Below are 14,557 nucleotides of genomic sequence, written 5' to 3'. Positions count from 1 at the left end.
CCATCCGCTTTGAAGGCCTCATTATGGACGTTGACGCAACGACCATACTGGAGAACCTCGTGGAGAACTGGGCCAACCGGAAGACGCTGATCCTCGGGCGCAGCGAGATGATCGGCCTGCTGAAGCCGGGCGAATACAATGACTGCGTGGAGCAGGCCTATCGCATGCATGGCGAGGGCCGTTTCTACATGGACCCGAAAGGCCATATCGTGCTCGACCGCTTCCCCGGCGAGTGGGAGGCGATGCCCTCCTATATCGAGGAGCCGCACGCCGCCGCCTGCAAATGGGTGTCGATCCGCGAGAAGAACCGCGAGCGCTTCAACCTGCCGACCGTCTTCTCGATTCTCATCTACACCGATCCGGAAACCGGCTTCCCGCTGGCGATCGTGGACGGCAGCTACCACACGGTGATGCGCACCGGCTCGGCCGCCGCGGTCTCGGCCAAGTGGATGGCGCGCAAGGACTCCACGAAACTGGCCATAGTGGGCGCGGGCCACATGGCGGAGGGCGCACTCGCCACCTGCAACGAGGTGTTCAAGTGGAAGGAGGTGCGCGTCTGGAGCCGCAGCCAGGGTACGCTCGACCATTTCGTGAAGGAGCAGCAGCCGAAATATGAGAGCTTCGAGATCAAGCCCTCGACCGATCTGGAACAGGTCGTGCGCGGCGCTGACGTCGTGGTGACGCTGACGCCGGCGCGCGGGCCTATCGTCATGGACGAGTGGATCACGCCCGGCATGCATATCGCGGCGGTCGGCGCCGACAAGAAGGGCGATCAGGAGCTGGAAGGCAGGATCTTGCAGCGCGCCCGCATCTTCGTCGACGACATCCGCCAGTGCCGCACTGACGGTGAGATCAACGTGCCGCTGTCGGAAGGGCTGATCACGGAAGCCGACATTGCCGGCGAGATCGGCGAGGTCATCACCGGCAAGAAGCAAGGCCGCACCTCGGACGACGACATCACGCTCTTCGATTCCACCGGCATCGCCTTGCAGGACTCGGCGACCGTGCCGCTCGAATACAAGCGCGCCATGGAAGCCGGCGTCGGCATCGAGAAGAAGATGATCTCGACCTGATCTTCCGGGGCGGGGGTTGGGCAAGCAAGGCCGGGAGCAGTTCTTCTCCCAACCCCGCTCAGCCTGCGGTCGCCTCCATATGCACCGTCCCGGAAACGCTTTCGGTACGGAAGCCGGCTTCGGTATCCGGCGTCTTGCGCACCCGCACAGGGCTACCGGCAATGGCGGGCGCAACGCCGCGATAGGAGAAGCGTTCCGGCACACGGCCGAGCGACGCGGTGGCGAAGTTGAGCAGCAGCGTGGCCTGGATCGGCCCGTGCACGACCAGACCGGCATAACCCTCGACGCCCGTCACGTAGGGCAGGTCATAGTGGATGCGGTGGCCGTTGAAGGTGATCGCGGAATAGCGGAAGAGCAGCGTCGACGGCGTCTCCACCAGCCATTCGCCCTCGATAGGTTCAGCCGCCGGTGCGGGCTCGGACGCGGTCGTTCTCGCCGTTCCGGGCTTCGCCGCCTCGCGATAGACGATGTCGTGCCGCTCGCGGATCGCCGTTCCGCGCGGCGTGACGTAGTCGTGGTGGACGGCGACGAACCAGAGTTCGCCGCTGCGGCCTTCCTTCCTCGTGATCGAGCCGATGGTGGAAATGCGCTTCACCGTGTCGCCGACTCTGATCGGCGCCAGCGTCTCCAGCGCGCCACCGGCCCACATGCGGCGCGGCTGGGGGATCGGCGGCAGGTCGCGGTTCTTGGCGGGATGCCCGTCCGGCCCCAGCGCCTCCATCGGCGCGATGGCCGGCGACAGGCACCAGTGGATGCCGAGCGGCGCCTCGTCCGCCCCCACGGGCGCCAGCCGGTCGCCGAAGATGGCGCGATAGCTCGCCGCCAGCCGTGGCGTGACGATATCCTCGCTCTCGCTCTTGCGGCCGATCCACTCTGCGAATTGCGTCTCGTCCATGGTCTGCCTCAATAGGAACGCGGCATGCCGAGCACATGCTCGGACAGGTAGGAAAGGATGAGATTGGTCGAGATCGGCGCCACCTGATAGAGCCGCGTCTCGCGGAACTTGCGCTCCACATCGTACTCTTCCGCGAAGCCGAAGCCGCCATGCGTCTGGATCGCGGCGTTCGCCGCCTCGTTCGATGCATCGGCGGCGAGCATCTTGGCCATGTTCGCCTCCGCGCCGCAATCCTTGCCGGCCTCGTAGAGCCTTGCGGCCTCCTTCACCATCAGCTCGGCCGCCCGCATGTTGGCATAGGCGCGCGCGATCGGAAACTGGATGCCCTGATTGGCCCCGATCGAGCGGCCGAAGACAACGCGCTCCCTGGCATAGGTCGCAGCCTTCTCGATCAGCCATTTGGCGTCGCCGACGCATTCGGCCGCGATCAGGATACGCTCGGCATTCATGCCGGAGAGAATGTAGCGGAAGCCCTTGCCTTCCTCGCCGATCAGGTTTTCGGCTGGCACCTTTACCTTGTCGAAGAACACTTCCGTCGTGGCGTGGTTCATCATGGTGCGGATCGGCCGGATGGTCAGGCCGTTCCCCAGCGCCTCGCGCATGTCGAGGATGAACACCGACAACCCGTCGGTCTTCTTCGCCACCTGATCCTTCGGCGTGGTGCGGGCCAGAAGCAGCATCAGGTCGGAATGCTCGGCGCGCGAAGTCCAGATCTTCTGGCCGTCGACAATGTAATGGTCGCCCTCGCGCCGCGCGAAGGTGCGGATCGAGGTCGTGTCCGTACCGCTCGTCGGCTCGGTCACGCCGAAGGCTTGCAGCCTGAGTTCCCCGGACGCGATGCCCGGCAGGTATTTCTGCTTCTGCGCCTCGTTGCCATGACGGAGGATCGTGCCCATCGTGTACATCTGGGCGTGGCAGGCGCCGCCGTTGCAGCCGGAGCGCTGCACCTCCTCCAGCACGGCCGCCGCCGCCGTAAGCGTCAGCCCCGCCCCGCCATAATCCTCCGGGATCAGCGTGGCGAGATAGCCCGCCTCGGTCAGCGCCTTGACGAATTCGGCGGGATAGGCGCGCTCGGCGTCGAGCTTGCGCCAGTATTCGCCCGGAAAGCGCTCGCAGAGTTTTCGTACCGCCTCGCGGATTTCGGCGTGGTCGCGGTCAGGAAACATCATTTACTCCGTGTTTGCTCGCCGGCGCGGAACTCGTGGCGGATCGCGGCGCTGTGCTCGCCGCATGCCGGCACGCGGCCGAGTTCCGCGCGCCTGCCATCGATGACGGCAGTGGTCGCGATGACGGTAACAGGACCTTCCGGCGTCTGGACCTCCGTCGTGGCGAGGCTCCGGTGCGCCTCCAGTTCGGCCATGGTGGAGACGCGGCCATAGGCGATGCGGGCCGTGTCGAGCATTTCCATGATTTTGCCGACGGGCCTCGCGCCGATCTTCTCCTGCACGAGCGCGTCGAGCGCCTCACGGTTCTTCACGCGCAGATTGTTGGAGCCGAAGCGCTGATCGTCGGCGTCCGCGATGCCTCCGAGCAGCGTATCGCGAAGAACGGCCCATTCCCGCTCGTTCTGGATGGCGATCAGCACGTCGCCGTCCTTTGCGCGGAACACACCGTAAGGCGCGATCGAGGGATGCGCCAGCCCGATGCGCGGCGGCTCCTTGCCGCCATAGCGATGCGCGAGATAGGGCACGTTCATGAACTCGGCGATCGTGTCGAAGAGCGAGAGCTGGATGTGGCGGCCCCGGCCAGTCCGCTCCCGCGCGAACAACCCTTCCAGTATCGCCGCATAGGCGGCCTGTCCGGTGGAGATGTCCGAAACCGAGATGCCGACGCGGGTCGGCCCGGATGTGTCGGAGCCGGTCACCCCGGCAAGACCCGACTCGGCCTGAATGAGCAGGTCGTAGGCCTTGCGCTCGTGATCGGGCGTGCCGGCCGCGAAACCGGCTATGTCGCAGGCGATCAGCCTTGGGAATTCCCGGCAGAGCGCCGCGCTGCCGAGGCCCAGCCGTTCCGCCGCTCCCGGCGCGAGGTTCTGGATGAAGACGTCGGCCTTCGCCAGCAGCCGCCGCACCAGCGCCATGTCTTCCGGCTGCTTGAGGTCGACGTTGCAGGATTCCTTGCCGCGATTGATCCAGACGAAATAGCTCGACTGGCCGTGCACGAAGGCGTCGTAGACGCGGGCGAAATCGCCCTCCGGCCGTTCGAGCTTGATGACGCGCGCGCCGGCATCGGCAAGACGCGCGCTCGCCAGAGGTGCCGCCACCGCCTGTTCCAGCGCCACGACCAGAATGCCGTCCAGCGCGCCCGTCATGCCGTTCTCCGTGAATTGACCGCCGCGAAAGACCATGCCGGCCGCCGGCGGTCCAATACCGTTTCGCAATGAGGGGTATAATCAAGCGACGTGATCGACTTCGAGGCCGGGGCGATACCCGCACAGGCAAAGCGCATGGGGTACTGCCCAGTGAAACCAGCGAACGCCCTCCGCAACACTCAGGGATAAAGCGTCGGTCGGTTCGCCTCGTCCGACAGCGAAGCGATCCATGCGCGCTCGCGCACCAGCCCGCGCAGGATGTCCCAGCTCAGTTGCCCGACCGCGCGTTGCGCCAGCGTCAGCGGCCGTTCGGTCGAATAGGCGAGATACACCTTGCGCGTGATCGCCGGCCGGTCGAAACGCCAGATGCGGAAACGCCCTTCCTCCGCCTCCCGGTCGATCGCCATGCGCGGCAGTATGCCATAGCCCGCGCCGCTTTCCACCAGCCGCTTGATCTGACTATAGGAATCGATCTCGATCTCGGGCCTGAGCGCGATGCCGGATGCAGCGGCGGCGGTGTCGATCAGCTCCCGCAGCCCATGCCCCTTCCCCGGCGCGATCAGCGGCAGGCCGTCCACATCCGCCAGCCGCACCGCCTGCTTGCCCATCCCGGCTGGAGCAGGCTGCCCGGCGCGGGCGAACAGGCAGATTTCCTCCGACAGACCGAGATGGAAGGCGAGCCCGCGCGGATCGGCGGTGGCGTACAGCATCGCAAGATCGACCTCGCCCCGCCGCAGCCAGTCGAAGATATAGCCGCTCATGGCCTCTATGATGCGGATGCGGACATCCGGATAATTTTGGCGGACGGCCTCGATCAGCGGCACGGCCAGCAATTCGCTCACCGTTCCCGGCAAGCCGACACGCACGTCCCCGCGCGGCAGCGTCTGCGCGCCGCGCACACGGTCCGGCAGTTCGGAGAACCCGGAAAGGATCTGCCGCCCCTCCGCGTGCAGGCGGCTGCCGGCTTCGGTCGGCTGCACGCCCTGCGGATTGCGGTGCAGGAGCGCGACGCCGAGTTCGTCTTCCATCCGCTTCACATGCTGGCTAAGCGCCGGCTGCGCGACATGCAGCACATCGGCGGCGCGAGAAAAGGAACCGCTCTCCACCACCTGCACGAAATATCTGAGCTGCCGCAGATCCACGTTTCGCCTTCGCGCCGGAGGTACATGCCTATAGGCAATCGCTATAGCGACCAGCGCGGAACGAGGCAAATCGTTCTGGCATCCCCGTCTTCAGGGAAGTCCGACAATCATGCCGATGAGGGCCATCGCGATCAGCAGCAGGATGACCAGCAGCCAACGGCCCGGCGACGACTGGAACCTGAAATTGATAACCGCCTCCCGGGACACGTTTAGTTGCGGCTCACCGGCTTCGAGCGCATCCGCGACACGGTCTCGCGCTCGGCTCTCTTGCAGCGCATCGGCGGCAGGCCGCGATCCATAAGGTCGAAATCCTCCAGCACCATGTCGCCCATGCGCTTGAAGGCGATGTCGAGCGCGCCGGCCCTGTGGGCGGAGCGCAGGAAATGCGGGATCGCCCTCACCGGATGATCCTTCGCCAACGGCTCCTCAGGGAACACGTCGCTGGCGGCGACGATATGGCCGCTCCTGACAGCCGCCATCAGCGCGTCGAAATCGACCACGCCGGCGCGGCTGAGCAGGATGAAGGCCGCGCCCTTGCGCATCTTCGCAAAGGCTTCGGCGCCGAGGAAACCCTGATTGTCGCTGGTCACGGAAGCCATGACGAAGACGAAATCGCTCTCGCCCAGCACCTCGTCCAGCGAGGCCGGCTCAACGCCATGGTCGCGCAGGATCGATGGCGGCAGCCACGGATCGTAGACCTTCGTGCGCGTGCGGAAGCCGGTGAGCAGACGATTGATCGCCTTGCCGAGATCGCCGAAGCCGATGATGCCGACATCCGCGCCCGAGAGCAGCCGCGCCGCCTGATTGCCGTCGCCGCCCCAAAGCTCCTCCCCGCGTCGGAAAGCGAGGTCCGCGTCGACAATGTCGCGCGCGAGATTGAGCGCCATGGCAAGGCCGAGTTCGGCCACCGGCTCGGCGAACACCGAGCCCGGCGTGATGACGTATATGCCGCGCTCGAACAGCGTCTCGTACGGCATGTTGTTGAGCAGATTGGTCTCGACATTGGCGACGCAGCGCAGCGACCTCAACCTCGCCAGCGTCTCGGGCGCGATGGGCGGCTGGCCGATGATGTAGCGCGCCTCCGCCAGGACGTCCTCCGGCAGCGAGGCGAATTCGGGATCGGTCGTCTCGACGATGCGATAGGTGGCCTTCAGCTTCGCGAGTTGGTCCGGCGTGAAGATCAGGTCCAGCGTGCGCGGCTCGGGGCAGCTTATGAGAAGCGGTTTGTCGGCCATCGGATGATCGTTCCTTGAAGAAGCCGTTTCGTCAGCGCAGCAACGCCTCGACTTCCGGCAGGGTCGGCATGGAAGGGGCGGTGCCCGCCCGCGTCACCGAAATGCCGGCGACGGCGCAGGCGAACCTCACCGCGTCGAGCGGCGTGTCTCCACGCGCCAGAGCAGCGGCGAAGCCGCCGTTGAAGGCGTCTCCGGCGCCAGTCGTCTCCACCACGGGGCCGGCGGAGAAGGCGGGCACCAGTTCCGAGACGCCGTCGGCGTGAAGCAGCGCGCCCTTTTCGCCGAGCGTGATCACCGCCGCCTTCGCGCCTTTGGCGATCAACGCCTCGGCCGCCTTGCGCGCACCCTCGACGCTCTCGACCTTGACGCCCGTCAGTTCCTCGGCCTCGGTCTCGTTCGGCGTGACGTAATCACAGAGCGGATAGATTCCCGCCGGCAATTCCGCCGCCGGAGCCGGATTGAGGATCGTGGTGACGCCCGCCGCCTTCGCGATCTGAAGCGCGCGCAACGCAGCATCGATCGGCTGTTCGAGCTGCGTCACGAACACGCCCGCCTTGCGGATCAGTTCGGCATGCGCGTCGATATCGGCCGGCGAGATCAGCGTCGCCGCGCCCGGACAGACGATGATGGCGTTGTTGCCTGTCGTCTCCTCGACGAAGATGTAGGCCGCGCCCGTGTAGCTTTCCGGCGTCTCGATCACCGCCGGCTTCACGCCCGCTTCCTTCCACGTCGCCAGCGCCATGTCGGCGAAGGGATCGCGCCCGAGGCGGGTGATGAAGGCGACGTCCGCGCCGACCTTGCCCGCCGCCACCGCCTGATTGGAGCCCTTGCCGCCAGGGCCGAGCTTGAAGGAGGAGCCCAGAATGGTTTCGCCCATGCGCGGCGCGCGCGGCGCGCGATAGGCCGTGTCGGCGACGAAGACGCCCAGAATGACGATCGGTTTCGCCAAGGCCTTACTCCGCATCCGGCGGAACGACGCCCTTGCGGAAGGCGAAGCAGCCGTAGAAGCGGCGCTCGCCCGACTGGATCACCGCGTAGGCCTGCTTGGCGCGCTCGTAGAAGGCGTAGCGCTCCACGCTGATCATCGGCCAGCTCTTGCCTTCGGCCGCATCGACCGCCTTCTGCACCTCGGCCTGCACCGGCGGCACCTCGTCGGGCTTGCCGACGATCTCCATGCGGGCAGCGGAATCGTCGACGAAAGTGTCGAGCGGGTAGACGGACAGCACGGCCGCCGCCACCTCGGCCGCCGTCGTGTTGTCGATACGCAGGAGCTTGCCGAGGCGTGTCTGCCGCGCGACCGAGTCGGCCGGGAAATTGGTGTCGCAGATGATGAGATCATCGCCATGGCCCATGGCGCGCAACGCGTAGAGCACGTCCGCGTTCAGCAGCGGATGAATTCCCTTCAGCACATTTTCCTCCCGAAATTTTCCGTGCTTTTTCTTGTGCCTACAGGCGCTTGCCCGTCGCGGCGTCGAACAGGTGGACGACATCCGTGCGCGGCTTCAGATGGAGCGTGTCTCCCGGCCTGAACTCGTGGCGCTCGCGGAACAGCGCCGTCATCTCGTGGCTTCCGAAGCGCAGGAACACCATCGTCTCCGAGCCGGTCGGCTCGATCACCGAGATGGTCGTGGCAAAGCCGTCGGGTGCGATCTGCAAATGCTCCGGCCGGATGCCGTAGATCACCTGCTGACCTTCCGTGAGCTGCACGCCGCCCGCATGCGGCAGCGCGACGCCGTCGACCTCGACCGCGCCGTTCTTCACCGTGCCCTTCAGCATGTTCATCGACGGCGAGCCGATGAAGCCGGCGACGAAGGTGTTGGCGGGCCTGTCGAACAATTCGAGCGGCGCACCCATCTGCTCGATGCGGCCCGCTTGCATGACGACGATCTTGTCGGCCATCGTCATCGCCTCGACCTGGTCGTGGGTGACGTAGATGGTCGTCGTCTTCAGCCGCTGGTGCAGTTCCTTGATCTCGGTGCGCATCTGCACTCGCAGCTTGGCGTCGAGGTTCGACAGCGGCTCGTCGAACAGGAACACCTGCGGATTGCGCACGATGGCGCGGCCCATGGCGACGCGCTGGCGCTGGCCGCCGGAAAGCTGGCGCGGGTAGCGGCCGAGATAGGGTTTGAGATCAAGGATTTCGGCCGCCTTCTCGACGCGCTCGGCCACGATCTTCGGATCGGTCTTCCTGAGCTTCAGCGCGAAGGCCATGTTGTCCCGCACGGTCTTGTGCGGGTAGAGCGCGTAGTTCTGGAACACCATGGCGATGTCGCGCTTGGCCGGCGGCAGATGGTTCACCGTGCGCTCGCCGATGCGGATGTCGCCGCCGGTGACGTGCTCCAGCCCCGCCACCATGCGCAGCAGCGTGGACTTGCCGCAGCCGGACGGGCCGACAAGCACGACGAACTGCCCGTCGGCGATATCGACACTCACTCCGTGCAGGACTTTGACCGTCCCGAAGTCCTTCGAGACGTCGCGGATTGCAACTTGCGCCATGGACCGAAAGATCCTCCCCGGTTCGGTTCGAAGCTAGCCAAGCGCCGATGCCGAGTCCACCCCATTGTGAAGGTGGCAAACGATTGCGCGTCGTTGACACTTCGTGGGCCTGCCGCATAGACTTGGCCATCTTTCGACGCGCACTCGAAAAGACCGGAGCGGGGGAGGCTCCAGCAGAAGGCAGCTTTCAGCACCGTGGCCTGCGCCTCGATCGAATCGATTTATCCATACATATCCGGCAGTTCACGCGTTCTCATTGGGAGGTATCAAGAATGAAAGTGGAACTCTACAACCAACTCGTCCGCGCCGGCGCCACCCGGCGCGACGTGTTGCGCGGGGCGGCGAGCCTCGCCGCGCTCAGCGCAGCCAGCGGCGCCGGCCTCGGCGCTCTCGTGGGCAGCGCTTCGGCGCAGGAAGACGTGCGCGCGCAGATCCTGCAGATCCCCGGCGTCGGCAAGGGATCGCCGACGGACGCCGACTGGCAGAAGGTCGGCGAGCTCTGTCTCGGCGCGACGAAAGCCAGCATCAAGGAAGGCGAGTTCGCCGGCGTCGAGCTCACCTTCATGGGTCTGAACAACCAGAACCTGCACAACTTCCTCTTCCGCGGCTTCCTGAAGCCGTGGGAGGCCTATACCGGCGCCAAGATCAACTGGATCGATCTCGCGCAGGCCGATTACAACGGCCGTCTGCAACAGTCGATCGCCACCGGCACGGTTGATTTCGATATCATCGAGATGGGCGCGCCGTTCGAGGGCGACACCGCCTCCAAGGGCCTGCTCGACGAGATGCCGGACTGGGTGAAGACACAGATCGAGGCGGATGACCTCGTCGGCTACCTGCAGCCGCCGGTCGGAACCTGGGACGGCAAGACCTATCGCATCACGGTCGACGGCGACTGCCACACCTTCGCCTACCGCAAGGACTATTTCGGCGAGGGCTCCATCACCGGCGAGGCCGAGGTGCCGACGACCTGGCAGAAGATCGACGAGATCTCGAAGAACCTGAAGGGCAAGAAGGACCCGCTGACCGGTCTCGACGCCTATGGCTTCCTCGACCCGCTGAAGGGCTGGGGCGGCTTCGGCTTCTACTTCCTCGAAGACCGCGCATCCGCCTATGCCAAGCATCCCGACGACAAGGCATGGCTGTTCGATCCGGAGACGATGAAGCCGCGCGTCAACAATCCGGCCTGGGTTCAGGCGATCCAGGATGTGATGGATTTGATCGCGGCCGGCGCCTATCCGCCGGACCAGATCAACGCCGATCCGGGCACCACCGCATTCCAGCAGTTCCTCGCCGGCACCGGCATGGCGCTCTGCTGGTGGGGCGATGTCGGCTCCAACGCCCGCACGTCGGACACCTCCGTCGTCGGCGATGTGGCCGGCTTCTCGATCAATCCCGGCTCGAACAAGGTCTATAATTCCAAGACCAGCGCCTGGGAAGAGAAGGAAAACTTCGCGCCGAACATGGCCTATATCGGCTGGGGCGTCTACGTCACCAGCCGGGTCTCCGGCGACGAGAAGAAGCGCAAGGCCGCATGGTCGGCGGCAGCGCATCTCGGCGGCAAGGATCTGAGCCTCTGGACCTCGGCCTATCCCTCAGGCTTCCAGCCCTACCGCAACTCGCACTTCAACTATGAGGAATGGGAGAAGGCGGGTTACGACCGCGCCTTCGTCGAGGATTATCTGGGCTCGAACCTCGACAGCTACAACCATCCGAACGCCGCGATCGAACCCCGCATCCCCGGTATCTTCCAGTACTATTCCGTTGCCGAGGACGAACTGGCGAAGGGCTTTGCCGGCCAGTACAAGTCGGCGCAGGAAACGGCGGACGCCATCGCCGCCGCCTGGGAGAAGATCACGGACCAGATCGGCCGCGAGAGCCAGATCAAGCTCTACAAGGCTTCGCTTGGCATGTAAGCAATATCGGGGTGCCCGCTCGGGCGGGCGCCCCGTCCCCTTCGGTTGCCGGTCCGTGACGCATGGGCCGGCGGCGATACGAAATCCAGAAGCGGTGATCGCAGGCGCATGAGTGAGGGGGATCTTCTTCACGTCGTCACGGCGGATGACATCTCCGACCGGCGCCGGCTCTTTGGTCGGGCGATCGTCTGGGGGTCGGCGCTCATCGTGGCCCTTGTCGCCGCCGCGCAGGCCGCGCAGGAGACAGGCATCGCCGATTTCGGCTTCCGGACATGGCGCCCCACGCTCTTCGCCTACATATTGTGGGCCGTCTGCCTCTGCTGGAGTCAGGTGCTGATCCGCGGCGAGCAGGGCAAGCGCACGCTCTTCGTGCTGCCGGCCGCGCTGTTCGTCGTGTCGCTCACCGTCTTCCCGCTGCTGTTCGGGCTCATCATCGCGTTCTCGAACTGGAATCTCTCGTCGCCCCTCGGCCGCCAGTTCAACGGACTCGACAATGTCCGGCAGATGTGGAGCGATCCGTTCTACTGGAACGCGCTGCGCAACATGGTCTGGTACAGCCTGGCGATCCTCGTGGAATACGCGATCGCCTTCGGCCTGGCCCTGCTGCTCAACGCCGAAATCCGCGCCAGAAAATTCTTCCGCGTCGCTTTCCTGCTGCCGCTGATGCTGTCGCCGGTCGCGGTGAGCTGGATGATCGGCAAGTCCATGCTGGAGATCCGTTTCGGGCCGATCGCGCGCTTCGCCCGCTGGCTCGGCTGGGACAATCCCTCCTTCTTCGGCTCGCCCGAGATCGCCCGCTTCACCATCATGCTGCTCGACGCATGGACCTTCATTCCCTTCATGATGATCATGATCCTGGCGGGACTGCAGGCCATTCCGAGGGAACTGAACGAGGCGGCGCGCGTCGACGGAGCGAGCGCCTGGCAGACTTTCTGGGGCGTGGTGTTCCCGCTGATGCTGCCGGTCTCGATCACCGCGATCCTGATCCGCATCATCTTCAAGCTCAAGCTCGCGGACATCGTGATCAACCTGACGGCCGGAGGCCCCGGCGGCGCGACGGACACCGTCACGTCGTTCATCTTCCGCGAGTACCGGGACCGGTCGAACGTCGGATACGGCACGCTTCTGGCCATGGTCTATCTGGTCATCATCATTATCGCCATGACCATCCTGATGAAGCTGGCTGAACGGTTCGCGAGGCCGCGCACATGAGCGAAGCGATCTTCCGCGACACCGAGACGGATCTGGCGTTCCGCACCAGGCGGTTCACCGGAAAATTCCTGATCTATACGCTGCTGATCCTGTGGGCGATCATCTGCCTGTTCCCGATCTACTGGACGATCACGACCAGCTTCAAGATGGCGCCCAACGTCATGCAGGGGGCGCTCATTCCATGGGTCGACTACACGCCCGCCTGGCTCGGATGGCGCTCGCTCGGCCTGTCGCCCGACACGATCGGCGCGGAAAGCACCGTTCGCAGCGAGTTCCTGAAGCGGTTCTTCAACTCCGCCATCACCGCCGTCGCATCCTCGACGATCGCCGTCATGCTGGGTTCGCTCGCCGCCTACGGCCTGTCGCGCTTTTCCTACAAGTTCGGCTATATGCGGAACTCGGACATCCTGTTCTTCTTCCTGTCGCAGCTCATCCTGCCACCCGTCGTCCTCGCCCTGCCCTTCCTCGTCCTCTACAAGCAGCTCGCGCTGCTCGACACGCGTATCGGCCTCATCCTGCTCTACACGCTGACGGTGCTGCCGATCGTCATCTGGATCATGCGCGACCAGTTCGAATCGATCCCGACCGAGCTGGAGGAGGCGGCGCTTGTCGACGGCCTGTCGATCTGGGGCGCTTTTTTCAGCGTCATACTGCCGATCGCGCTGCCGGGCATGATTGCAGCCTTCATCCTCAGCCTCGTGCTGACATGGAACGAGTATTTCTTCGCTGCGCTGCTGACATCGACCCACGCCAACACGCTGCCGGTCATGGTCGCCTCGCAGACGGGCAGCCAGGGCATCAGCTGGTGGTCGATGGCCGCCCTTTCCTTCGCCGCCATCCTGCCGCTGATCGTCATCGGCGTCGTTCTTGAACGCTATCTCATCAAGGGCATGACCGCCGGCGCGGTGAAGTAGGGGCCGGCGACGCATCATGGACCGCCTTCATCCTGTCGCGGACGATCGCGCAAGGTCGCGCGAGCGGCTGACGGGCATCCTCCTCATCGTGCTTTCGGCATCGCTCTTCGGTCTGGTCGACGCCATCAGCAAGCTGCTCACGGAGCACCAGTCCTTCGCGCAGATCGTCTGGGCGCGTTATGCGCTGGGCCTGCCGATGCTGCTTCTGGGCACCCCACCATCCGCGCTGCGCCACCTGTTCCGGACGAAGAGGCCGGGATTGCAGATCCTGCGCGGCCTGACGCCCATCGGCGTCAGCATCTCCATGGTGTTCGCGGTGCGCTACATGCCGCTTGCAGAGGCGACGGTCATCCTGTTCGCCGCGCCGCTTTTCGTCGTCGCCCTGTCGGCGCCGCTGCTCGGCGAATCCGTCCGGATCTCGCACTGGATCGCGGTCTGCGTCGGCTTCGCCGCAGTCGTTGTGGTCGCCCGCCCCGGCGTCGGCCAGATCTCGCATCTGGCCGTGATCCCGCTCGTCGGCGCGTTCTTCTACGCGATCATGCAGATCGTCACGCGGCGCGTCGCCGCTGCGGGCGAGCGGTCGCAGACGACGCTTGCATGGACGCTGATGACCGGAATGGTCATCTCCACGCCGCTGGCGCTGGTTCTTTGGGAGCCGCTCGAGACGCGCGGCTGGCTGCTGATGCTGTCGCTCGGTACGGTTTTCGGCATCGCGCAGCTTCTGATGATCCGCGGTTTCGCGCTCGCGCCGGCGGGCCTGCTGGCGCCGCTCAGCTATGTTCAGGTAGTCTCGGCCGCGATCCTCAGCGTCGCCATCTTCGGTGAATCGCTCGACGTCTGGACGTTGCTCGGCATCGTGATGATCGTCGCTTCCGGCCTCTATGTGGTCCGCGAGCGCAACGCCGGCTCCGGCAGGACCTGAGAAGGCTCACCGCGCCAATTATCGCTGCAATCCGCGCCGGCTCCCTTGCCGACAGTCCCGACCTCACCACGGCTGCACATGAATACAATCCAAGGTAGTCCTTGCGGTGTAATGCAACTTTAGATTATATGCGCTTCGGCGCACAACCTCAGGCTGCGCCTTCACGCAAACAGGGTAATCTGGAATGCTGCACTGGAGCGTCCCCCGGCCGGAACAGGCGGCTGACGACATTCTGGAAATCGCCCGCGAGGCGGCGGCCAGTGTCGCCGATCCACGGCTGCGCTGGCAGTATCTCGAAGGCCATTGCGATCATTTCGCCATCGTCCAGGCATGCGTAAACGCCATCAAGGCCGACCGCGAAGCCCGCCGTCCCCCGAAAGACGGCGCGATGCAGGAAGGCGACCCGATCGGCTGGATCGAGCGCGGCTGACAGGAAGACGT

The 14,557-nt window shown here is 65.2% G+C and carries 14 protein-coding genes; 6 read left to right on the top strand and 8 right to left on the bottom strand.

The genetic code is table 11. From position 1 onward, the window contains the following. Positions 1-23 precede the first annotated feature (23 nt). A complete protein-coding gene (locus M9955_14850; protein ID MCO5082919.1) occupies positions 24-1,073 on the top strand; it encodes a hypothetical protein in 1,050 nt (349 codons plus the stop codon). Positions 1,074-1,131: 58 nt separating this feature from the next. On the opposite strand, the gene M9955_14845 is transcribed toward M9955_14850, so the two are convergent. From M9955_14845 to ugpC, 8 genes are all read right to left on the bottom strand, one after another. Next, entirely contained in the window at positions 1,132-1,968 is an 837-nt protein-coding gene (locus tag M9955_14845) for a MaoC family dehydratase N-terminal domain-containing protein (protein MCO5082918.1), read from the bottom strand. Between the two features lie 8 nt (positions 1,969-1,976). Next, on the bottom strand, positions 1,977-3,137 hold the full coding sequence (locus M9955_14840; protein ID MCO5082917.1) for an acyl-CoA/acyl-ACP dehydrogenase: 1,161 nt from the start codon (positions 3,135-3,137) through the stop codon (positions 1,977-1,979). Further along, complete coding sequence (locus M9955_14835) at positions 3,134-4,279, bottom strand: CoA transferase (GenBank protein ID MCO5082916.1); 1,146 nt, start codon at positions 4,277-4,279, stop codon at positions 3,134-3,136. The genes M9955_14840 and M9955_14835 overlap by 4 nt, the downstream gene beginning before the upstream one ends. Positions 4,280-4,458: 179 nt before the next feature. Continuing rightward, positions 4,459-5,421, bottom strand: coding sequence for a LysR substrate-binding domain-containing protein (locus M9955_14830; protein MCO5082915.1), 963 nt, complete (start codon positions 5,419-5,421; stop codon positions 4,459-4,461). A gap of 209 nt (positions 5,422-5,630) precedes the next feature. Beyond that, positions 5,631-6,656: a hydroxyacid dehydrogenase gene (locus tag M9955_14825; GenBank protein MCO5082914.1), complete on the bottom strand. Its 1,026-nt coding sequence runs from the start codon at positions 6,654-6,656 to the stop codon at positions 5,631-5,633. 31 nt (positions 6,657-6,687) lie between these two features. After that, complete coding sequence (gene rbsK / locus M9955_14820) at positions 6,688-7,605, bottom strand: ribokinase (protein ID MCO5082913.1); 918 nt, start codon at positions 7,603-7,605, stop codon at positions 6,688-6,690. Between the two features lie 4 nt (positions 7,606-7,609). Then, a complete protein-coding gene (locus M9955_14815) occupies positions 7,610-8,065 on the bottom strand; it encodes an RbsD/FucU family protein (protein ID MCO5082912.1) in 456 nt (151 codons plus the stop codon). A gap of 37 nt (positions 8,066-8,102) precedes the next feature. Beyond that, complete coding sequence (gene ugpC / locus M9955_14810; GenBank protein ID MCO5082911.1) at positions 8,103-9,152, bottom strand: sn-glycerol-3-phosphate ABC transporter ATP-binding protein UgpC; 1,050 nt, start codon at positions 9,150-9,152, stop codon at positions 8,103-8,105. A gap of 272 nt (positions 9,153-9,424) precedes the next feature. Here ugpC and M9955_14805 point away from each other — a divergent pair, with 272 nt between their 5' ends. The 5 genes from M9955_14805 (at position 9,425) to M9955_14785 (ending at position 14,546) form a co-directional block, all read left to right on the top strand. Further along, the gene (locus tag M9955_14805) at positions 9,425-11,068 is read left to right on the top strand and encodes an extracellular solute-binding protein (GenBank protein MCO5082910.1); all 1,644 of its coding nucleotides are present in this window, start codon (positions 9,425-9,427) and stop codon (positions 11,066-11,068) included. Positions 11,069-11,176: 108 nt separating this feature from the next. Continuing rightward, positions 11,177-12,280 carry a sugar ABC transporter permease gene (locus M9955_14800; protein ID MCO5082909.1) on the top strand — a complete coding sequence of 368 codons (1,104 nt, stop codon included), beginning with the start codon at positions 11,177-11,179 and terminating at the stop codon, positions 12,278-12,280. Next, positions 12,277-13,194, top strand: coding sequence for a carbohydrate ABC transporter permease (locus M9955_14795; protein ID MCO5082908.1), 918 nt, complete (start codon positions 12,277-12,279; stop codon positions 13,192-13,194). Before M9955_14800 ends, M9955_14795 begins: the two co-directional genes overlap by 4 nt. 16 nt (positions 13,195-13,210) lie before the next feature. Next, the gene (locus M9955_14790; GenBank protein MCO5082907.1) at positions 13,211-14,116 is read left to right on the top strand and encodes a DMT family transporter; all 906 of its coding nucleotides are present in this window, start codon (positions 13,211-13,213) and stop codon (positions 14,114-14,116) included. Between the two features lie 184 nt (positions 14,117-14,300). After that, entirely contained in the window at positions 14,301-14,546 is a 246-nt protein-coding gene (locus M9955_14785; protein MCO5082906.1) for a hypothetical protein, read from the top strand. Positions 14,547-14,557 lie beyond the last annotated feature (11 nt).

The organism is Rhizobiaceae bacterium, assembly GCA_023953845.1.
Classification (GTDB): Bacteria; Pseudomonadota; Alphaproteobacteria; order Rhizobiales; family Rhizobiaceae; genus Arvimicrobium.
Note: the sequence above shows the minus strand (reverse complement) of the source record. Positions and strands in the feature narration are given on the sequence as shown.

Excerpts from the sequence above, each read along its gene's own strand:
- M9955_14795 (MCO5082908.1), top strand. The coding sequence starts at position 12,277 with ATGAGCGAAGCGATCTTCCGCGACACCGAGACGGATCTGGCGTTCCGC.
- M9955_14835 (MCO5082916.1), bottom strand. The coding sequence starts at position 4,279 with ATGACGGGCGCGCTGGACGGCATTCTGGTCGTGGCGCTGGAACAGGCG.
- M9955_14805 (MCO5082910.1), top strand. The coding sequence starts at position 9,425 with ATGAAAGTGGAACTCTACAACCAACTCGTCCGCGCCGGCGCCACCCGG.
- M9955_14785 (MCO5082906.1), top strand. The coding sequence starts at position 14,301 with ATGCTGCACTGGAGCGTCCCCCGGCCGGAACAGGCGGCTGACGACATT.
- M9955_14825 (MCO5082914.1), bottom strand. The coding sequence starts at position 6,656 with ATGGCCGACAAACCGCTTCTCATAAGCTGCCCCGAGCCGCGCACGCTG.
- M9955_14840 (MCO5082917.1), bottom strand. The coding sequence starts at position 3,137 with ATGATGTTTCCTGACCGCGACCACGCCGAAATCCGCGAGGCGGTACGA.
- M9955_14850 (MCO5082919.1), top strand. The coding sequence starts at position 24 with ATGGACGTTGACGCAACGACCATACTGGAGAACCTCGTGGAGAACTGG.
- M9955_14790 (MCO5082907.1), top strand. The coding sequence starts at position 13,211 with ATGGACCGCCTTCATCCTGTCGCGGACGATCGCGCAAGGTCGCGCGAG.
- M9955_14800 (MCO5082909.1), top strand. The coding sequence starts at position 11,177 with ATGAGTGAGGGGGATCTTCTTCACGTCGTCACGGCGGATGACATCTCC.
- M9955_14845 (MCO5082918.1), bottom strand. The coding sequence starts at position 1,968 with ATGGACGAGACGCAATTCGCAGAGTGGATCGGCCGCAAGAGCGAGAGC.
- ugpC (MCO5082911.1), bottom strand. The coding sequence starts at position 9,152 with ATGGCGCAAGTTGCAATCCGCGACGTCTCGAAGGACTTCGGGACGGTC.